We start from the raw sequence: 14,973 nt of genomic DNA on the forward strand, positions 1-14,973 counted from the left end.
GATTTACGGCTTATTTCTTCAGAATAGCGGGTGCCATCTCAGCTGGCATCCGCATATAACCATCTAAGCCACGGAAAATATATTTCGAATATACCAGGTAAGCAGCCGCAAAGATTTCGTTTAACGATGCTTTGCGTGTTCGACGATTACATCCTATTTTATCTTCGGTCAGTCCCCATCCCGCATAGAATGGTAAACCGAAGCATACGACCTTTTTCTTACGAATTAGAGCTTCCAGACCCATCAGCGATGTCAGTGTCCAAACCTCGTCACATATATCCAGAACGTAACTAGTGGAAATTTCACTAGCTATATAGTCGGCATATTCCAGAATGTTGTGAGATGAGATGCGGCCGTAACGGTTTCCCGCTTCGACATCGGGATGCGGTTTATAGATAATAAAAGCATCCGGATTAGCGAGGCGGGTAGCCTTTAACAATTCCAGGTTGGTTCTAACCGGACTCAAGGACGTACCAAGTCGGATCGATGCATCATCACTCACCTGCCCCGGTACGAGAATAACAGATTTTTCGCCTTTCAAAGGCAGGTTTTCAATTACTCGACCTTCTCCAACATTATACTTCGTCAAACCCGATCGGATAATATCAAGCTGTATTTCGGCAGCAGAAATGAGCGAACTTTCTTTAAAATGTCCATGCTGGATAATGGTTTCTAATTCCGAAGATCGGGTCGGGTCATAATAAATACCTTCATTATCCAGGACTAGTGAAAGTGGTGGGATGAGATTTGAACCCAATCCCTTCGAACGTAAGAACCCATCCTCCATCTTTAACAGGTTGACGCCTTCAGCTCGGCACTGCTCTGAAAAAGAACTCTTACTTTTGGATGCCCATATCACCAATCTGCCATTGCTCGCCTTTGCTTTTTCTAAAGCTTTAGATGGCGATCGCATAAACGTAGGCTCTTGATGTGTGGAGCGCAAGAACGCTGCCACGCTCGGTTGTTTCCATTTGCTCATTCCCAAACAATAAGTCTTTGTTCGGTTTAGCTCATTTTCGTCACGTAAAAATGCAAGCGTCTCAATGGTCCGCTCGAAGGTGGTAACTTCGTCTCTGTAAGGATCGTAATAAGTCGGATATTCGAGATAGGCGGCCGAGAAGAGGCTCTCAAGTGTAACGTTCTTGGACCTTCGGCTGAGTTCAAGCTCGTCAAGAGTGAGGCCGTAACCCGCGTAATATGGAGCTCCAAAGCACCTAACAGGTTTTCCCGCTATCAACGCTTCCATACCCATACCGGATGTGACCGTATAAACTTTCGACGCGCCTTCCAGAAGAATCCAAGGATTAATTTCGTCGACCAGGAATTCAACTTGGTCCACGTCGGGAGAATAGTGTCCTTTGGCTACTCCTGCCAACACTCCTGGATGGGTCTTTATAACTATTTTCTGAGCCGGATTTTCGCGCTTAGCTGCGATTAGCATATCGGCGAATGTCTTGGATGAGGCTAAGCCATACGTGATCGATGGATCATCTTTTGTTTGATCGACGACTAAAACATAGCCTTCTCGTTTCACGCCTAAACCGGCGTCCCTACCAGTCTGGTTGTATTTTGATATCCGTTCATCTTTCAAAACGTTCATGGCTGCGCTGGCGCGTTGGGCGTCGAAGTTCTTCGCGCGGTTCGAATCGTTCAAGCGTAACTCAAGATCGGAAGGTTGCGTGGCATCATAATAAATGCCGTTCGCATCCATAATGATACTCAGAGGAGGTTCGCCATATTGGCCTAAACCAACGGAACGAACGAAACCATCCTCGAGAGCAAAAAACGGTCGATTTTTTTGATTGGCTAGTCTCAGAGCATTCAGTCCCGACGGCTTTCGTCCCCATCCGCCGTAAGCGTCTGCGCCAAATTTGGCGGAGCTTGCTGTCCATCCCATCAGTTCGAGTATGCGGCAGAGCTGTCTTTGCTTGCGGATACCTCTGTGGAGCTTAATGAACTTTCGTTCACCCGTCAGTGGTTCGTAAGCAGAGCCACGATCGCTGAAATTTGATGCCAACTGTAAAAGGCGACGTAAGGTCACTTAGAAAGAACTTGCGCTACGAGCAACGCCGAGAGGTGTTGAAACCATTCGAAGGAACTTCAGCAAATCGGTAGCGGGGTGCCGCGAAAGGTACACAACATCTTTATTGTTCACTGGAAACGTCTGTCCGAGCAAATAGCTTTGAGGCTTCGTCATATCGATTCGATACACAATCGGATAGTGACCATCACGATTAGGATACATTCCTCGCTGAAGGCTATGATTGAAACGCGTTTCGCCCAGAACTAATCGCGCAATACGTTCGTTTTCATAACGAAATACGAAATAGCCTTGGGGATCAGCCAAGTTCCCGTCGCTACCGCCGGCTAAAGCGGCAGCTTCAATCAAGCTCAGGTCAGCTGCATTGAAGTGAACTTGGCCAACTTTTCCAACTGAACCCAAGGCGGTGAACGACTGTGGATCGTAGCTTACATAAATCTGATCGCCAGGCTTTACATATATATTCTCACGTGGATTATCGATAAGCGTCTGAAAAAGCACTTTGCTGGTCGATTTCCCGCGCGTCAGCGATACATACGAATCGTAAGGCGCTTTCGTAGGACCGCCAGCTTTCGCTATTACTTCGGTCAATTGCTCGCCCTGCAACCCCAGAGACACAACGGAAGCTGTTGCAACTGAGCCGTTAATTGAAACGGTTCGGGATGAGTTGCCGGCAAGTGTGATTATAACGTCAGGTTCGACCGCCTTCCCTTCGAGCGCGGCTTTGATGCCTCGGCGCGCGGTTTCTAAGGTCTTTCCTGCGAATTTAAACGATCCGACATAAGGGATGGCAGCATAACCATCAGGTTGGACGACTACCCCAATTGTGACCTGCTTCTGTTCCGCTGATGAAAACAAACCATCCGGACCAGCTTCAAAAATGTTGATGTTAAGTCCATCGCCAACACCGATAACAGGAGTTGAAGCGGGTCCACCGAAGCCAAACATCTTTTCGAGGGCTACAGGCTTATAACTCGCGACGTAATTGGCTATCCTAAGGTCGACATCTACGACATCGTAAACGAATGAATTTGTGGAGATATCTTTGGTCGCATCTTTAATGACATCAGATTTTAGGGGGCCATCGGTGGGAACCGCACCACAACCAGCTAAACTGAGCATAAGCGCAATAACGCCACTTTTTGCGCTAGCTTTCATCATAGAGTACGTCCCCACCTAATACCAAAACTGAATCAGTCACAATTAGCCTGTAGGATATTAACAAGACCTTGCAAACTCGGGTTTAATAGTTCGCAATCACGTGGCATATTTTTGAAGGTGTTGAAAGAGTTAACGAACAGTTAGCTGTTAAATTCAGGAAGTTGTTGTCCGTCTGCCACTGTTTCATGTATGAGGATCGGTGAATATGCTAAAATTACGAGGCAGAGAATTCCTTTGAATCACGTTATCAGAAAAGTCGGAGCGCTGGCTGCGAAGAAAAAACTTCGATGGCAAATGTCGATAACGGCTGCATCTTTCGTCTGTATGGTTGTTATTCCTACTATTTTGGTGGGGTTGTACTACGCCTTTGTCGCAAGTGATCAGTACCGTTCGGAAACATTGTTCGCAGTACGTGGAACGACGACGTCTCCCCTTTCCGCATTAGGCCTTGCAGCTTTGCCTGGAGCAAATGTTCAATCCGGCGATTCGTACATAGTATCAGATTATATAAAATCAACGCAGATTATCATTGATGCGTTAAAGGAAAGAGGCGTTGACTTAAGACGGTATTTTTCTAAATCAAGTATCGATTACTTTTACAGAATTAAACCAGATTTACCATTTGAGAAGTTTGTGAAATACTGGCAAAATGTTTCTGCTGTAGAGTTTAATTCTACTACTGGTATAACAACCTTTAGGATAAAGGCTTTCTCAGCGGAAGATGCTCACGAGATATCTCAAACGGTTATCGCGGTTTCCGAGAAACTCGTTAACCGTCTTTCCGATAGCGCGCGAAAGCAACTTATATCTACAGCCCAAGACGAGGTTTCACGCACTGAGGCCAGATTAAAAATCGCACGTAACTCAGTTGAAGAATTTCGTAATAAAGAGCAGGCTTTGGATCCGCAACTCGTCGCTCAGTCTGAGCAGGCCATTATCAAGGAGTTGCAAGTTTCGTTAGCGGATCTACAAGCTCGTCGTTCGGCTTTGTCACAAACCACTCGAGATAGTCCCACATTGCGAGTCTTAGATCGCCAGATAAGCGCTATTGAGCGACAAATTGATGATCAAAAGAAACGAGTAGGTTCGGGCGGCGGACAAGAAGGTTCGTCAAATAGTACTACGGATCAAATCAATTTAAGCAGGATTTACACTGCTTACAGCGGATTGCTGTTAGAGCAGGAATTCGCAGAGAAAGCCTATACCGCAGCATTAATGGCCCTAGAACAGTCACTAGTTGAGGCTCGTAAACAAGAACGATACTTTGCATTAGTCGTGGAGCCTTCGCAGCCTGATGCGGCGATGTACCCGAAGAAAACGACTAATACGTTCTTAACATTTTCTGCCTGTATTCTTCTATGGTTATTGTTGTATCTAATTATTCAGTCGGTAAGAGACCATGCAATCTAAAATATTATACGATTTGATATTATTCATGCGTGGTTTAAAAGTGATGTGGCGCGTACAGGTAGCCGTATTATTAAGAGAAACCAAAACGCGATTTGGTAAAAATAAACTAGGCTATCTTTGGGCCTTCGTAGAGCCCTCAGCTTATGTTGTGATCCTAATATTTATCCGCAGTGAGATGCATGCTTCTGTCCCATTTGGTGAAAACATTTACCTTTTTGTACTGACTGGGCTTCTTGGCTATCGTTTATTCATATCCATAGCCGATAAAACATCTAGTGCGATAAGCGCCAATCAAGCATTATTGACATATCCGATCGTAAAGCCAGTTGACACTATATTTGCTCGTATAATGTTAGAGTCAATAACTATGTTAGTTGTGATTATGTCTTTTTTCTTTTTACTGGAAATGTATTCAGATAATACGGTCATACATTACCCCGGCGATTTTTTATTTTCATTATTGGGTGGTATCTTGCTAGCTTCCGCTGTTGGAACCCTTAACTCGGTTGTATTTCTGCTTTTACCGGTGTGGGAAAGGATATGGGGACTTCTCAAACTGCCTCTTTTATTTCTTTCCGGAATTTTCTACATGCCAAAAAACATGCCGCCTGCGATACAGAACATACTTTCTTGGAATCCGCTTTTAAACTCCATTGAGTGGCTTCGAAGCTCAACGTATCTAAGTTATGATCCGTTATTGAGTAAGCAGTACGTCATTTGGCTCTCAGTAAGCATCCTAGTTCTCGGGCTGATCCTGGAACGACTATACAGAAATGTTTTGGTGAGAGCATGATTGAGTTTATCAATGTAGTTAAATCATACCCGACAAAAGGGGGGCGCCGAACAGTCCTTAATGATGTTAGTTGCACTTTCAAGAAAGGGCAGAATACCGGTGTTTTGGGACGCAATGGCGCCGGAAAGTCTACATTATTCAAATTGATCTCGGGCAGTGAAGTTTGTGATCGTGGAAACATAATTCGAAATAGCTCTATATCATGGCCTCTTGGCTTTACTGGGGGCTTTCATGGCTCTCTGTCTGCCCGCGAGAACATCCGATTTGTTTCGAGGATTTATAATCAAGATCCGCGTTTCGTTTTTGAATTTGTCAAAGAATTTTCAGAGTTAGGAAGATATATGGATATGCCAGTACGTTCATACTCCAGCGGAATGAGGGCTCGTTTAGCATTCGGGATGAGCATGGCTATCGATTTTGATTTTTATCTAATCGATGAAGTGATAGCTGTGGGGGATTCTTCTTTCAAGAAAAAATGTCGCGCGACCTTGGATAAAAAGAGGGAAGCTGCTACCGTTATTCTAGTATCCCATAGTAATTCACTGTTAAAAGAGTTTTGCGACAGAGGAGCTGTATTAAACGACGGTGACTTGATTTTCTTCGATAGCATCGATGACGCAATTCAACTCCATGAAGAAAATCAGAAAAAAGCAGTTAAAATATATTAGGTAGCTTACCGATTAATCGGGTATTCAAATCTGTCTTTGATTGTGATCGGCAGAGGCATTGCTGTGTAAGCCTTTCATTGCCAGATCCTGATTTGAGCTCAACAATTTCGGACAGTGTATATCTTTGCTGTTTAAGTCCTGCACGCCGTTTAGCGGACCATCAGACTTCATATAGTCTATGTCCAAATGCTACTCCTAGTTCGTGCTATGGTACAAAGATCACAGCCATGTTATGACCGAAAAAATCTTCCAATACTTTCAATTTCATTGTCACTAAAAGTCGAGGCTCCTGCATCCATACACTTAAAATGCCTCGAAGTAATTAAGGATACGCGAAGCGACGGATATGGACTTCAGCAATACAAAGTCAAAAATTATTATGAGCAGTATTAAATAACGCAAAAGTTGGAACGCCTCTTAAGAGGCTCATGGTACTGACAAGAAAGATCAACCCATGTAAAATTCCCGCTTTCCCGCTTTTATATTAAAATTCGTATCCTTTCAACTGATAACCTAGGGCTCGAAAACTTAGAACACCTGTCGCCAAATGGAATCCTCAATGAATGAGATCAATAAGAAATTTATTCGCTATATCATAATTGACCCGATTAATCGGAATGATAGCGGAATAACGTCATACTGCAAAAATCTAAAGAAAATCATTGAGCCTACGTTTCATAGCGTTTTTCTTTTGAGCAAGGGAAATAATGAAAACGAAAGCGAGTTCAGGTTGCGAATACAGGATTTTATAGACAATAATCCGGATCATCTGACGACAATTCTAGAGGCTCCCGAAACTAACGCGATTACTACTGACTTAGAATTGTCTAATTGCATTCTTCACATTAGACTACACTTTTCTAAATCTCTTGGTCAAATACTTCAGTTTAAGAAGGTGAATTATAACGATATCTATCGGGAGCAAAAACAACTGGATAGAGCAAGAATAATATCTGCTCCGTCTGTTACAGCCGCAGAATTTTCAAAGGCAATCTATAATATCAAAAAGTGCATAGCAGTTTATCCTAATCCCGCTCCTGGATCAACAATTAGCGGTAATGATAATGAAACGTACCGATTAAAAAAACCCTATTTCTTATTTGTCGGGCGGCCTCACCAGCTCAAAGGGTTTCCTATATTTTTGAAATTAGCGCACAATATGCCAAACGTCTCATTTATTGCATTAGTTCCGGATAAGGCTACTATTAGCAATTATACCATCCCCAGTAATATCTCGATTATCGAAGATTCCTCGACAAATAAGAAAAAACTATACTTAGGAGCCAGGGCCGTTGTAATTCCAAGTTTGTTTGAAACGGCATCGATGGTAGGAATTGAGGCTATGAGCTGTGGAACTCCAGTGGTATGTTGGGAGCACCTTGGAATAGTAGAATATGCACCGCGAAACCTTCTTCATGCCATCGAGCCATGGAATATTGCGGCTTTCGTTGATAAACTTATACAGTTAAGTAATTGTGAAAAGCAATTGTGGGATGTAGATAATCATTTTGCCTCTCTCAATAATCTTTGTTTGATAGGTGTTCAATCGGCTTGCAATTCCAATACAAGTACTGTAGTTCCAAATCAATTGGGTGTGAAGACGGGCTTAGATACCTTATTGAACTCCTCGCTCAGAAAAGTCTTAGATTACGATGGGGATATGAAACAGAACAACTCACGTTGGAAGCGCAAGTTGAACAAGTTGCGCCGTGATCCAAAGCAGTTCTTTCGCGATTCTTGGATTCTCAGTTGGAAATCAATTCACTATCGGAGTTCACATTCAGGAGTGCAAATGAAATTAAATGATGACAATGGCCGTTCCTCTCGTTTAGCCCCTTCAGCAAAAGATTTAGAAGTGACTAATGCGGCTGATATTATTCCTATAAAATCACACCAGCAACCACTATTGCGAGATGTAAAGCGGGCTGTTTTTACCAACATTACGTCTTCACGTATCGAGTTCAACGAACCGCCTGAGAAGCCGATTGGTCTTATCAGTGCTGTTCTTTGTCGCCGTGGGGATGAAGATTTGCTTGCTGACGTCACGCGTGGGTTTGATAAGTTTACAGATTTTAGATACCTTCAGCAGCCGATGCTTCAGATCGGTACATTTGATCCAGAACAATCCACTCCTTTAGCGATAATAGATAGGATTGATGTAAAAAATAAGAAGATAGTTTCATTAGTTGATCACATTATTCTGATTAACCCATCGGGTGGATTAGTATCTGCTATAAGATCATGTGGGACACGTCAGCGCACTATTGTTGTAGTAACTGACCCTAATCTAATCTTGCCAGACCCTACTCAAACAGACGTTTTGATACTCTCCATAGACACCTGCCAACAGGTCATAAAAGGTTCTTGGAGGAGGATTATTAAAGTAAAGAGTTCAGAATTACTCTACTTAGCAATCCGTCGTGCCGTACAGGAAGGCAGCCCAAAAGAAGTTGATTGGCTTTTACCTATTAAGGGCTATACGGGAAATCATCGTAACGAATTGATAGCAAGTGAAAGAAACTTTTACCAAGGTATTATTCATTTGTCGTCGGAATATATTATTTCAGGTGCGTCCGTAAATGAAATAGTTGAAGGAATGTCCGATTATTGCACAGATTTGGCAGTTTCGGAATCTGTATATTTGCGGTACAAAACCTTGTGTGAAGGTGACTTTACTAAGCAAAAATTTATAGATTTGATTTCGTTTTGCTTGTATGACGGAGTAATTTTTGATGTCCGGACTTAATATTGTTCATATAACCCCAACGCCTTTAGTCGGGTCCCCTGGGAAAATAGCATGGGCTCAAAAACTTAGTGGGCATCGTTCAATTGCGGTCGCTTTGAATGACTACCCGCAGAATGGCCCACTGTCTAAAAAATTTCTAGATCGAACGCTTATCATAGATTCTTTCACAAGAGAATTTATTGATCAGGAAATAAAAATCGCCGACGTTATACATGTTCATAACTATCTTCCTACCGGTAAAGCAGACTGGCTAAAGTCACTAAATCAGTCGGCGAAATACGTATATCAAGCGCATTCACCCCTTCGCGAAGGTCCACTTTATGTTAATCGGGCAGAAGGTCACGATATAGAGTACGATCTTAAACTGGTAGTGGGGCAACATTGGGGGCGTTTTTATCAAGACTTCAAACCGGTTCCTAATATAATTCTTTCTCCACCTTCTATCCAGAAAAGAGGTGATGGTGAAAAGCTTCGCATTATGTTTAGTCCCACTCATAAACACGCCGGCAGGTGGACTAGTAAAAATTCTGATGTATTGAATCGCGTCCTCACTAACTTGCAGCAACTCGGTAAGATTGATCTTGTTTCGCCGACACAACCTGTTCCGCCTGAGACCCTATTTGATATTCGTCGTACTTGTCATATGACTATTGATGAAATAAGTACGGGCGGTTTCCATATGGTATCACTCGAGGGTATGTGCGCGGGAAATATTGTTATTAATAGAGCCGATTTTTTTGGTAAGGCAACATTCGCGTCCTTTTGTGAAGGCAATATGCCGCCATTCGTTTATACAAATGAGAGCGAAGTTGCAGATACTTTGATGCAATTCGCTAGCGATGCCGAATTAACACGCCTTAAGCAATCAGAGGCGTATGCTTACTTTCAAGAGTTTTGCACTCCCATAAAACTGGTGGCTAAGATCAATGAGCTTTATTAACTTTTTTACTAATGGCCTTGGTTCTCTAAAGAATAAACATAAAAACAGTCGCGTATTTATACTTGCCAACGGTCCTTCTGTAGTAGATTTTCCTTTGAATCTACTAGAGGGAGAGATTGTTATTGGCATGAACGCGTCAACGATCTTAAATGAACGCTTTGGTTTTTGTAGTAAATATCATGTAATTAGTGATCAGCGTTTTTTAGCTGCTCCTGAAAAAGCCCAGTGGGGGACCACTAAATTAAATCCCAATACTATCCGTGTCTTACGGCGTGATTTGATTGATTTTGATGACCAGAATATTACAAATAAAACCCATTATGTCGCGCCTTTGTCTAGAGATGGCTTTTCAAAAAACTTGGCCCACGGTTTTTACTACGGCTGTACTACTACAATGCTGGCTTTACAGCTAGCCTGGCATCTTGGTTCAAGAGAGGTTTTTCTTCTGGGATGTGACCTGCGTTACCCCGATGAAAATCCGCGGTTTTACGAGGAGGCCGAACCTCAGTTGGAAGACTCTTTTATCAGTGTTCAGGCTTCCAATATAGTTAATGCCGCTGGCTTTTTTGAAGACGCTGGTGGAGTTGTAGTTAATTGTAGCTCATCATCGTTCTTGCGCCCATATCTACCGTATAGGCAATTTGAGTCCCTCTTTTCGTCGGACATTGGTTCGCGGCTCAATAAAAGACGATCGCGCGCGAAAAATAAAGTACAAGATGTATTGTCATGAACATCAACAACATCGAATATCTCATCAAAGACTCTACTTTGGCAGATACTGACGTTGATATCTGTGCTTATCGAGATGAAAAACCTGTACAAGCGGTGGTTAATTTTTCATCGATGAATAAGGGCAAGTTCGAGAGATGGTCTTGGTTTTGGCAGAATAGGCTTGCTGAGCCCACGTTGTATCTTTTTCTACGAGATGACGAGCATCATTATTATATCGGAACCGATGAGAACCCGTTGCTATCGAAGCGGGTGGCCATCATCGCAAAACTATTAGATGCCTTTTCCATCCCTCCACATAGGTCAGTAGCCGTAGGCTCATCAATGGGTGGCTATGCAGCTATATTTTTCGCACACCTACTTAATATGAAAGCAGCTATATCAATTAATCCGCAGGTTGATAAGAATTCAGCAAAATTACATGACTATACGTTATGGATTAGAAAAATGAATGAGGTCGGATCCGGATGGAAAGACCTCAATGAAGTAATAGATTATAGCAATTCCTATCCAGATATTTATCTACTGAACGGATTGCACAAGGCCGATTTGGTAGCAGCTGATGTTCTAAGTAAAGTATTGGAATCTAGACCACAAAGGTTATTTCGTGAACAGATTGAGAACGCTGAACATGGATGGGTCGGAATGTCTTCTGATCGATTAAGAGACGAACTGAACAGAATTCTTGAGTCGAATAGCGTTTGAGCAAGTCTTAGCTTAGCCTGGAATAAAAAATCGAAAGATAATATTTTGATCGTTCAGCACTGTAGCTCATTGTAAAATATCAAGATCGATTATCAATTACTTACTAACATCCCGCAACGACAGGCCCCAAACCAGTTAAAATCAAGTTATCTGTAGTGTTATTTCAAGCAATAAACTATAAAAATATCAAGTCATACTTTTCAAGAGCGACACAACATTATCAACGAGTTTATTCCAGCTATTATCAATAGACATACTTCTGGATTTTTTACAATCAATACAATTGATTACCATTTCCCAATTTATTTTCTCACTATATTCAAAATTACGAAACGTTTTTGTCCTATCTAAAGGTATGAACCCTGCCGGAATTACTGGGAGACCTCCTGCAACTGCCGCTTCTAGAGCGGAGATCCCAAGACTCTCTTTATGAGTTACCATGAATAAATGACTCTTCGAATACTCTTCAGCTATCTTTTTAATCGGTATTTTATTCATACCGTATGCAGTAATGCATATATTATTTAGATCTACATCCCGAACTCCACCTTCTACGATTTGCCGTATCTGAACGCCTTTAAAGCGCTTTTTCCAAACATTACTTTGCACCATTGTACGCAGGCTCTGGAGTATAAACACAGAAATGTCCCAGCCCGAGTCATCGTAAGATGTATGATCAACTAAAACTCTAAGCACATCATCGTTTTGATTCGATGAAAAAAGCATACTGTCGGCCGCCCAGCCGACATAAAAGTTACTATTGTGAAATCGTTCGTGACGGTTATTGGGACTATTAAGAGGATACCTCCAAGAATCATCTCTAAAGGTGAAAGTAGCGTCAACAGCTGGCCCGTTAAGTATTCCACCGTCATAAAACTGGCAAATTGTTCCACTATGCCTTTCGCGTAGAATTCTTAAACAAATTGGACTGATTTTATCGAAGAATCGTAAACCTAAAGCTATTATGTGTTCAGAGTTTTTTAAGTCGGCTTCACGAAAGAAAACCTCTACTTCATTATCTGACATGAATAGGCAATTACTCACATCTACGAATGATAGTTCAACCCCCTTGTTACGAAGAGCTCTTATTATATAATGGGACATCAGCCCTTCAAAATTACGAATATTTTTTTGCTCTTCATAGGTTCCGAGGATCAATACGCGCATTCAACTGCTTCCTACAATTTCCAATTAACTAAGTGTTTAACGGTATGATCTCTTATCATCAAGCCACTCCAACTCCAGTTGTATGAATCTAGCAAGCGAAGCTTGTTTAATAATATGTAAATAACAATACGAGGTGACGCATGAGTTCGATCCGCAAAATCCGTAAGGCAGTTTTCCCGGTCGCCGGTCTTGGCACGCGCTTTCTTCCAGCGACAAAGTCCATTCCCAAGGAAATGCTTACCGTTGTCGACAAGCCCGTCATCCAGTATGTGGTAGATGAAGCTCGCGAGGCCGGTATCGAACATCTGATTTTCGTCACTGGACGCAACAAGGCTGTCATCGAAGATTACTTCGACGCGCAGGTTGAGCTTTATTCAACGCTAGCCGAACGCGGCAAAAAGGCAGAGCTTGAGCATTTGCAGGAATTGCAGCCGCAGCCAGGCACCACAAGCTTCACACGTCAGCAGGTTCCACTTGGCCTTGGCCATGCGGTCTGGTGCGCGCGCGAACTGGTCGGCGATGAGCCTTTCGCACTGCTTTTGCCAGATATGGTTATGCAGTCGAAGAAGGGCTGTCTCAAGGAAATGGTCGAGCTTTATGAGCAGACCGGCGGCAATGTGATTGCTGTGCAGGAATGCGATCCTGAAGAAGCACATAAATACGGCATCGTCGGTAAAGGCACTGCTATCGGCAACGGTTTTGAGATCAACCAGATGGTTGAAAAGCCTGCCAAGGGCACCGCACCTTCCAATCTCTATATCAATGGCCGCTACATTCTTCAGCCAGAAATCTTCGAACTGCTAAGCAAGCAGGAGAAGGGTGCAGGCAATGAAATCCAGCTGACCGACGCCATGCTCAAGCTGGCCGATCAGCAGAAATTCTATGGCTTTGACTATTATGGCCGGACGTTCGACTGTGGTTCGAAGTCAGGCTTTATCGAAGCCAACGTAGCCTTCGCTCTTTGGCGCAAAGATATCCGTCCAACGGTAGAATTTTCGATTGCTGATCTTTTGAACAAAGTTCAGCCGGGATAAGTTGTACTGATCTGAACTCTCATTGATCCTCGCAGCCGCCCCTGAATGCGGGGATTCAAGACGGATAAACATGCTTTACAGGTACTTTTAGCCACCAGTCTTCAAACAGAACTCACAAATCAAATAAATGTAGTGGCTAATTATCATCGTCATTGAGAATTCACGACAAAACACTCCATTTTTGATCTTCGAATTTTACGCCTATCTGGTTGCCAGTACTGACCGATTTAACATTATTTTGTATAAAGTATTCTTCGGATTAATGCGTCCGATTCCAACGGAGAGGTTCTGTGCACCAGCAAAACCCTCAGAAAAGACAGCTAAGATCGAGGCAATGCGACTATATTGCATTCCTCTCAGCGAGATCATCGCAGTATCTGCGCCACACTTGATCTGAGGCGGTTATCTGCCAGCCCTTCCATCGTGATTAATTATTGTATCTACTCGACGCTTCAAAGCTATGCTGTCCAAACACGTAAGGATCAAATTCGAGACAATCAAAACGTCGCGTGAAACGCAGGGTGTATAGAGGTTAAATCAATCCAGCTGGAAAACCAATTTTCAAATACAAAAAAGTCTCAAATCATTCGATGACGGATATGCAAATGGGCAGTCTCGGTCGGGTAGTCAGTGATCCGAGGCTGCCTGTTGCAAAACGCGGGAACGCAACGCGGGGAACAATGGTAACTTCTGATTAAAAGAAAACCCCGTGTTCTAAACGTTAAGTGCGTAGTTGCGTTTAACAAATGCCACTATTGTCGTTACAGTAATGAGAAAACCCCATCTGGAAGAGGGAAATCCGACTTTAGTGTTCCATAGAGATCTTCGACGGTTTCCGTGCAATTGAATGTACGGGGCTTATTGGGATCCCCGGATGGAATATCTGTAACGATTGTCGCCCCACCATCATCATGATTTTGCACATACTGAACGCTTTTATACGGCAACATTGTGCATTTGCCATTGGTTTTTAAATGAAATTTTAGAAACATCACCGCTCCTCATGACCTTACATCACACTCAATATCGAAACTTTCTCTAAAATCTACCCCCTTTTGGCGATCATTAGCTGCTATCGCTTCTCGAGCGTCTATTGCGTGACGTGTTCTTTATAATGACATCAAAAAAAACAGCAACGGCACTTCCAATGGCTTTACGCTCAGGCAGCTTGAGGAAAATCTCAGCGTAAAGTCTCGATACCCAACAGTTCAAGAAAGAAAACCCGCAGCGGCAGGTATAATATGCAGTCGGAACAAGAATAGTTGTAAATCGTAGGCTAGGCCGAACGAACAATGAACTTCACTCTGCACTTAGCATTGGGCCAGTCCGCGAAAGGGTCTGAAGCCGTCTATCATCTGCGTTCAGCAAGGGGACAGTTGTGTAGAGGACTTATTTGGGCGCTCTGGATGTTTCCATCCATACACTTATATGCCGCTGCTTTTTCGTGTTACTGGTTTTTGATAAAAGCCGACCGATCAACTTTATGAAAATCTTTCCCTCATCGTCGGTGAGCTTCTGGCCCAGTTTAATAAGCGGAGCGACAATTGTTGCGCGACGACGTCTGGAAATTAGTTCATTG

The 14,973-nt window shown here is 42.9% G+C and carries 11 protein-coding genes and 1 pseudogene; 8 read left to right on the forward strand and 4 right to left on the reverse strand.

What is annotated here, in order from left to right; genetic code table 11:
- Window positions 1-10: 10 nt before the first annotated feature.
- Window positions 11-2,041 (reverse strand): capsular polysaccharide biosynthesis protein, encoded by a 2,031-nt coding sequence (locus tag J2782_RS21730; RefSeq protein WP_310016134.1) that lies wholly within the window; start codon window positions 2,039-2,041, stop codon window positions 11-13.
- Window positions 2,042-3,202 (reverse strand): polysaccharide biosynthesis/export family protein, encoded by a 1,161-nt coding sequence (locus tag J2782_RS21735; RefSeq protein WP_310016135.1) that lies wholly within the window; start codon window positions 3,200-3,202, stop codon window positions 2,042-2,044. It lies immediately after the preceding gene.
- 234 nt (window positions 3,203-3,436) lie between these two features.
- Between J2782_RS21735 and J2782_RS21740 the strand changes: the two genes are divergently transcribed.
- The 7 genes from J2782_RS21740 to J2782_RS21770 all read left to right on the forward strand — a co-directional run bounded on the left by J2782_RS21740 (window position 3,437) and on the right by J2782_RS21770 (window position 11,193).
- Entirely contained in the window at window positions 3,437-4,612 is a 1,176-nt protein-coding gene (locus J2782_RS21740) for a KpsE/RkpR family capsule polysaccharide export protein (RefSeq protein WP_310016136.1), read from the forward strand.
- Between the two features lie 25 nt (window positions 4,613-4,637).
- Entirely contained in the window at window positions 4,638-5,405 is a 768-nt protein-coding gene (locus tag J2782_RS21745; protein ID WP_310016137.1) for an ABC transporter permease, read from the forward strand.
- Window positions 5,402-6,073, forward strand: coding sequence for an ABC transporter ATP-binding protein (locus tag J2782_RS21750; protein WP_310016138.1), 672 nt, complete (start codon window positions 5,402-5,404; stop codon window positions 6,071-6,073). The genes J2782_RS21745 and J2782_RS21750 overlap by 4 nt, the downstream gene beginning before the upstream one ends.
- Window positions 6,074-6,632: 559 nt before the next feature.
- Window positions 6,633-8,819 carry a glycosyltransferase gene (locus tag J2782_RS21755; protein WP_310016139.1) on the forward strand — a complete coding sequence of 729 codons (2,187 nt, stop codon included), beginning with the start codon at window positions 6,633-6,635 and terminating at the stop codon, window positions 8,817-8,819.
- Window positions 8,806-9,759: a hypothetical protein gene (locus J2782_RS21760; RefSeq protein ID WP_310016140.1), complete on the forward strand. Its 954-nt coding sequence runs from the start codon at window positions 8,806-8,808 to the stop codon at window positions 9,757-9,759. Before J2782_RS21755 ends, J2782_RS21760 begins: the two co-directional genes overlap by 14 nt.
- Entirely contained in the window at window positions 9,746-10,489 is a 744-nt protein-coding gene (locus J2782_RS21765; RefSeq protein WP_310016141.1) for a motility associated factor glycosyltransferase family protein, read from the forward strand. Before J2782_RS21760 ends, J2782_RS21765 begins: the two co-directional genes overlap by 14 nt.
- Entirely contained in the window at window positions 10,486-11,193 is a 708-nt protein-coding gene (locus J2782_RS21770) for a hypothetical protein (protein ID WP_310016142.1), read from the forward strand. Before J2782_RS21765 ends, J2782_RS21770 begins: the two co-directional genes overlap by 4 nt.
- A gap of 186 nt (window positions 11,194-11,379) precedes the next feature.
- On the opposite strand, the gene J2782_RS21775 is transcribed toward J2782_RS21770, so the two are convergent.
- Window positions 11,380-12,360, reverse strand: coding sequence for a hypothetical protein (locus J2782_RS21775; RefSeq protein WP_310016143.1), 981 nt, complete (start codon window positions 12,358-12,360; stop codon window positions 11,380-11,382).
- A 140-nt stretch (window positions 12,361-12,500) separates the two neighbouring features.
- Between J2782_RS21775 and galU the strand changes: the two genes are divergently transcribed.
- A complete protein-coding gene (gene galU / locus J2782_RS21780; RefSeq protein ID WP_310016144.1) occupies window positions 12,501-13,394 on the forward strand; it encodes a UTP--glucose-1-phosphate uridylyltransferase GalU in 894 nt (297 codons plus the stop codon).
- A 1,398-nt stretch (window positions 13,395-14,792) separates the two neighbouring features.
- Here galU and J2782_RS21785 read toward each other — a convergent pair.
- A pseudogene (locus J2782_RS21785) lies at window positions 14,793-14,973 on the reverse strand (hypothetical protein); the annotation flags it as partial.

The organism is Brucella pseudogrignonensis, from assembly GCF_031454375.1.
GTDB classification, from domain to species: Bacteria; Pseudomonadota; Alphaproteobacteria; order Rhizobiales; family Rhizobiaceae; genus Brucella; species Brucella pseudogrignonensis_A.

Bases quoted from the DNA above. Each gene is read 5' to 3' on its own strand.
- galU (WP_310016144.1), top strand. From the start codon at position 12,501: ATGAGTTCGATCCGCAAAATCCGTAAGGCAGTTTTCCCGGTCGCCGGT.
- J2782_RS21775 (WP_310016143.1), bottom strand. From the start codon at position 12,360: ATGCGCGTATTGATCCTCGGAACCTATGAAGAGCAAAAAAATATTCGT.
- J2782_RS21770 (WP_310016142.1), top strand. From the start codon at position 10,486: ATGAACATCAACAACATCGAATATCTCATCAAAGACTCTACTTTGGCA.
- J2782_RS21745 (WP_310016137.1), top strand. From the start codon at position 4,638: ATGCGTGGTTTAAAAGTGATGTGGCGCGTACAGGTAGCCGTATTATTA.
- J2782_RS21735 (WP_310016135.1), bottom strand. From the start codon at position 3,202: ATGATGAAAGCTAGCGCAAAAAGTGGCGTTATTGCGCTTATGCTCAGT.
- J2782_RS21755 (WP_310016139.1), top strand. From the start codon at position 6,633: ATGAATGAGATCAATAAGAAATTTATTCGCTATATCATAATTGACCCG.
- J2782_RS21750 (WP_310016138.1), top strand. From the start codon at position 5,402: ATGATTGAGTTTATCAATGTAGTTAAATCATACCCGACAAAAGGGGGG.
- J2782_RS21760 (WP_310016140.1), top strand. From the start codon at position 8,806: ATGTCCGGACTTAATATTGTTCATATAACCCCAACGCCTTTAGTCGGG.
- J2782_RS21765 (WP_310016141.1), top strand. From the start codon at position 9,746: ATGAGCTTTATTAACTTTTTTACTAATGGCCTTGGTTCTCTAAAGAAT.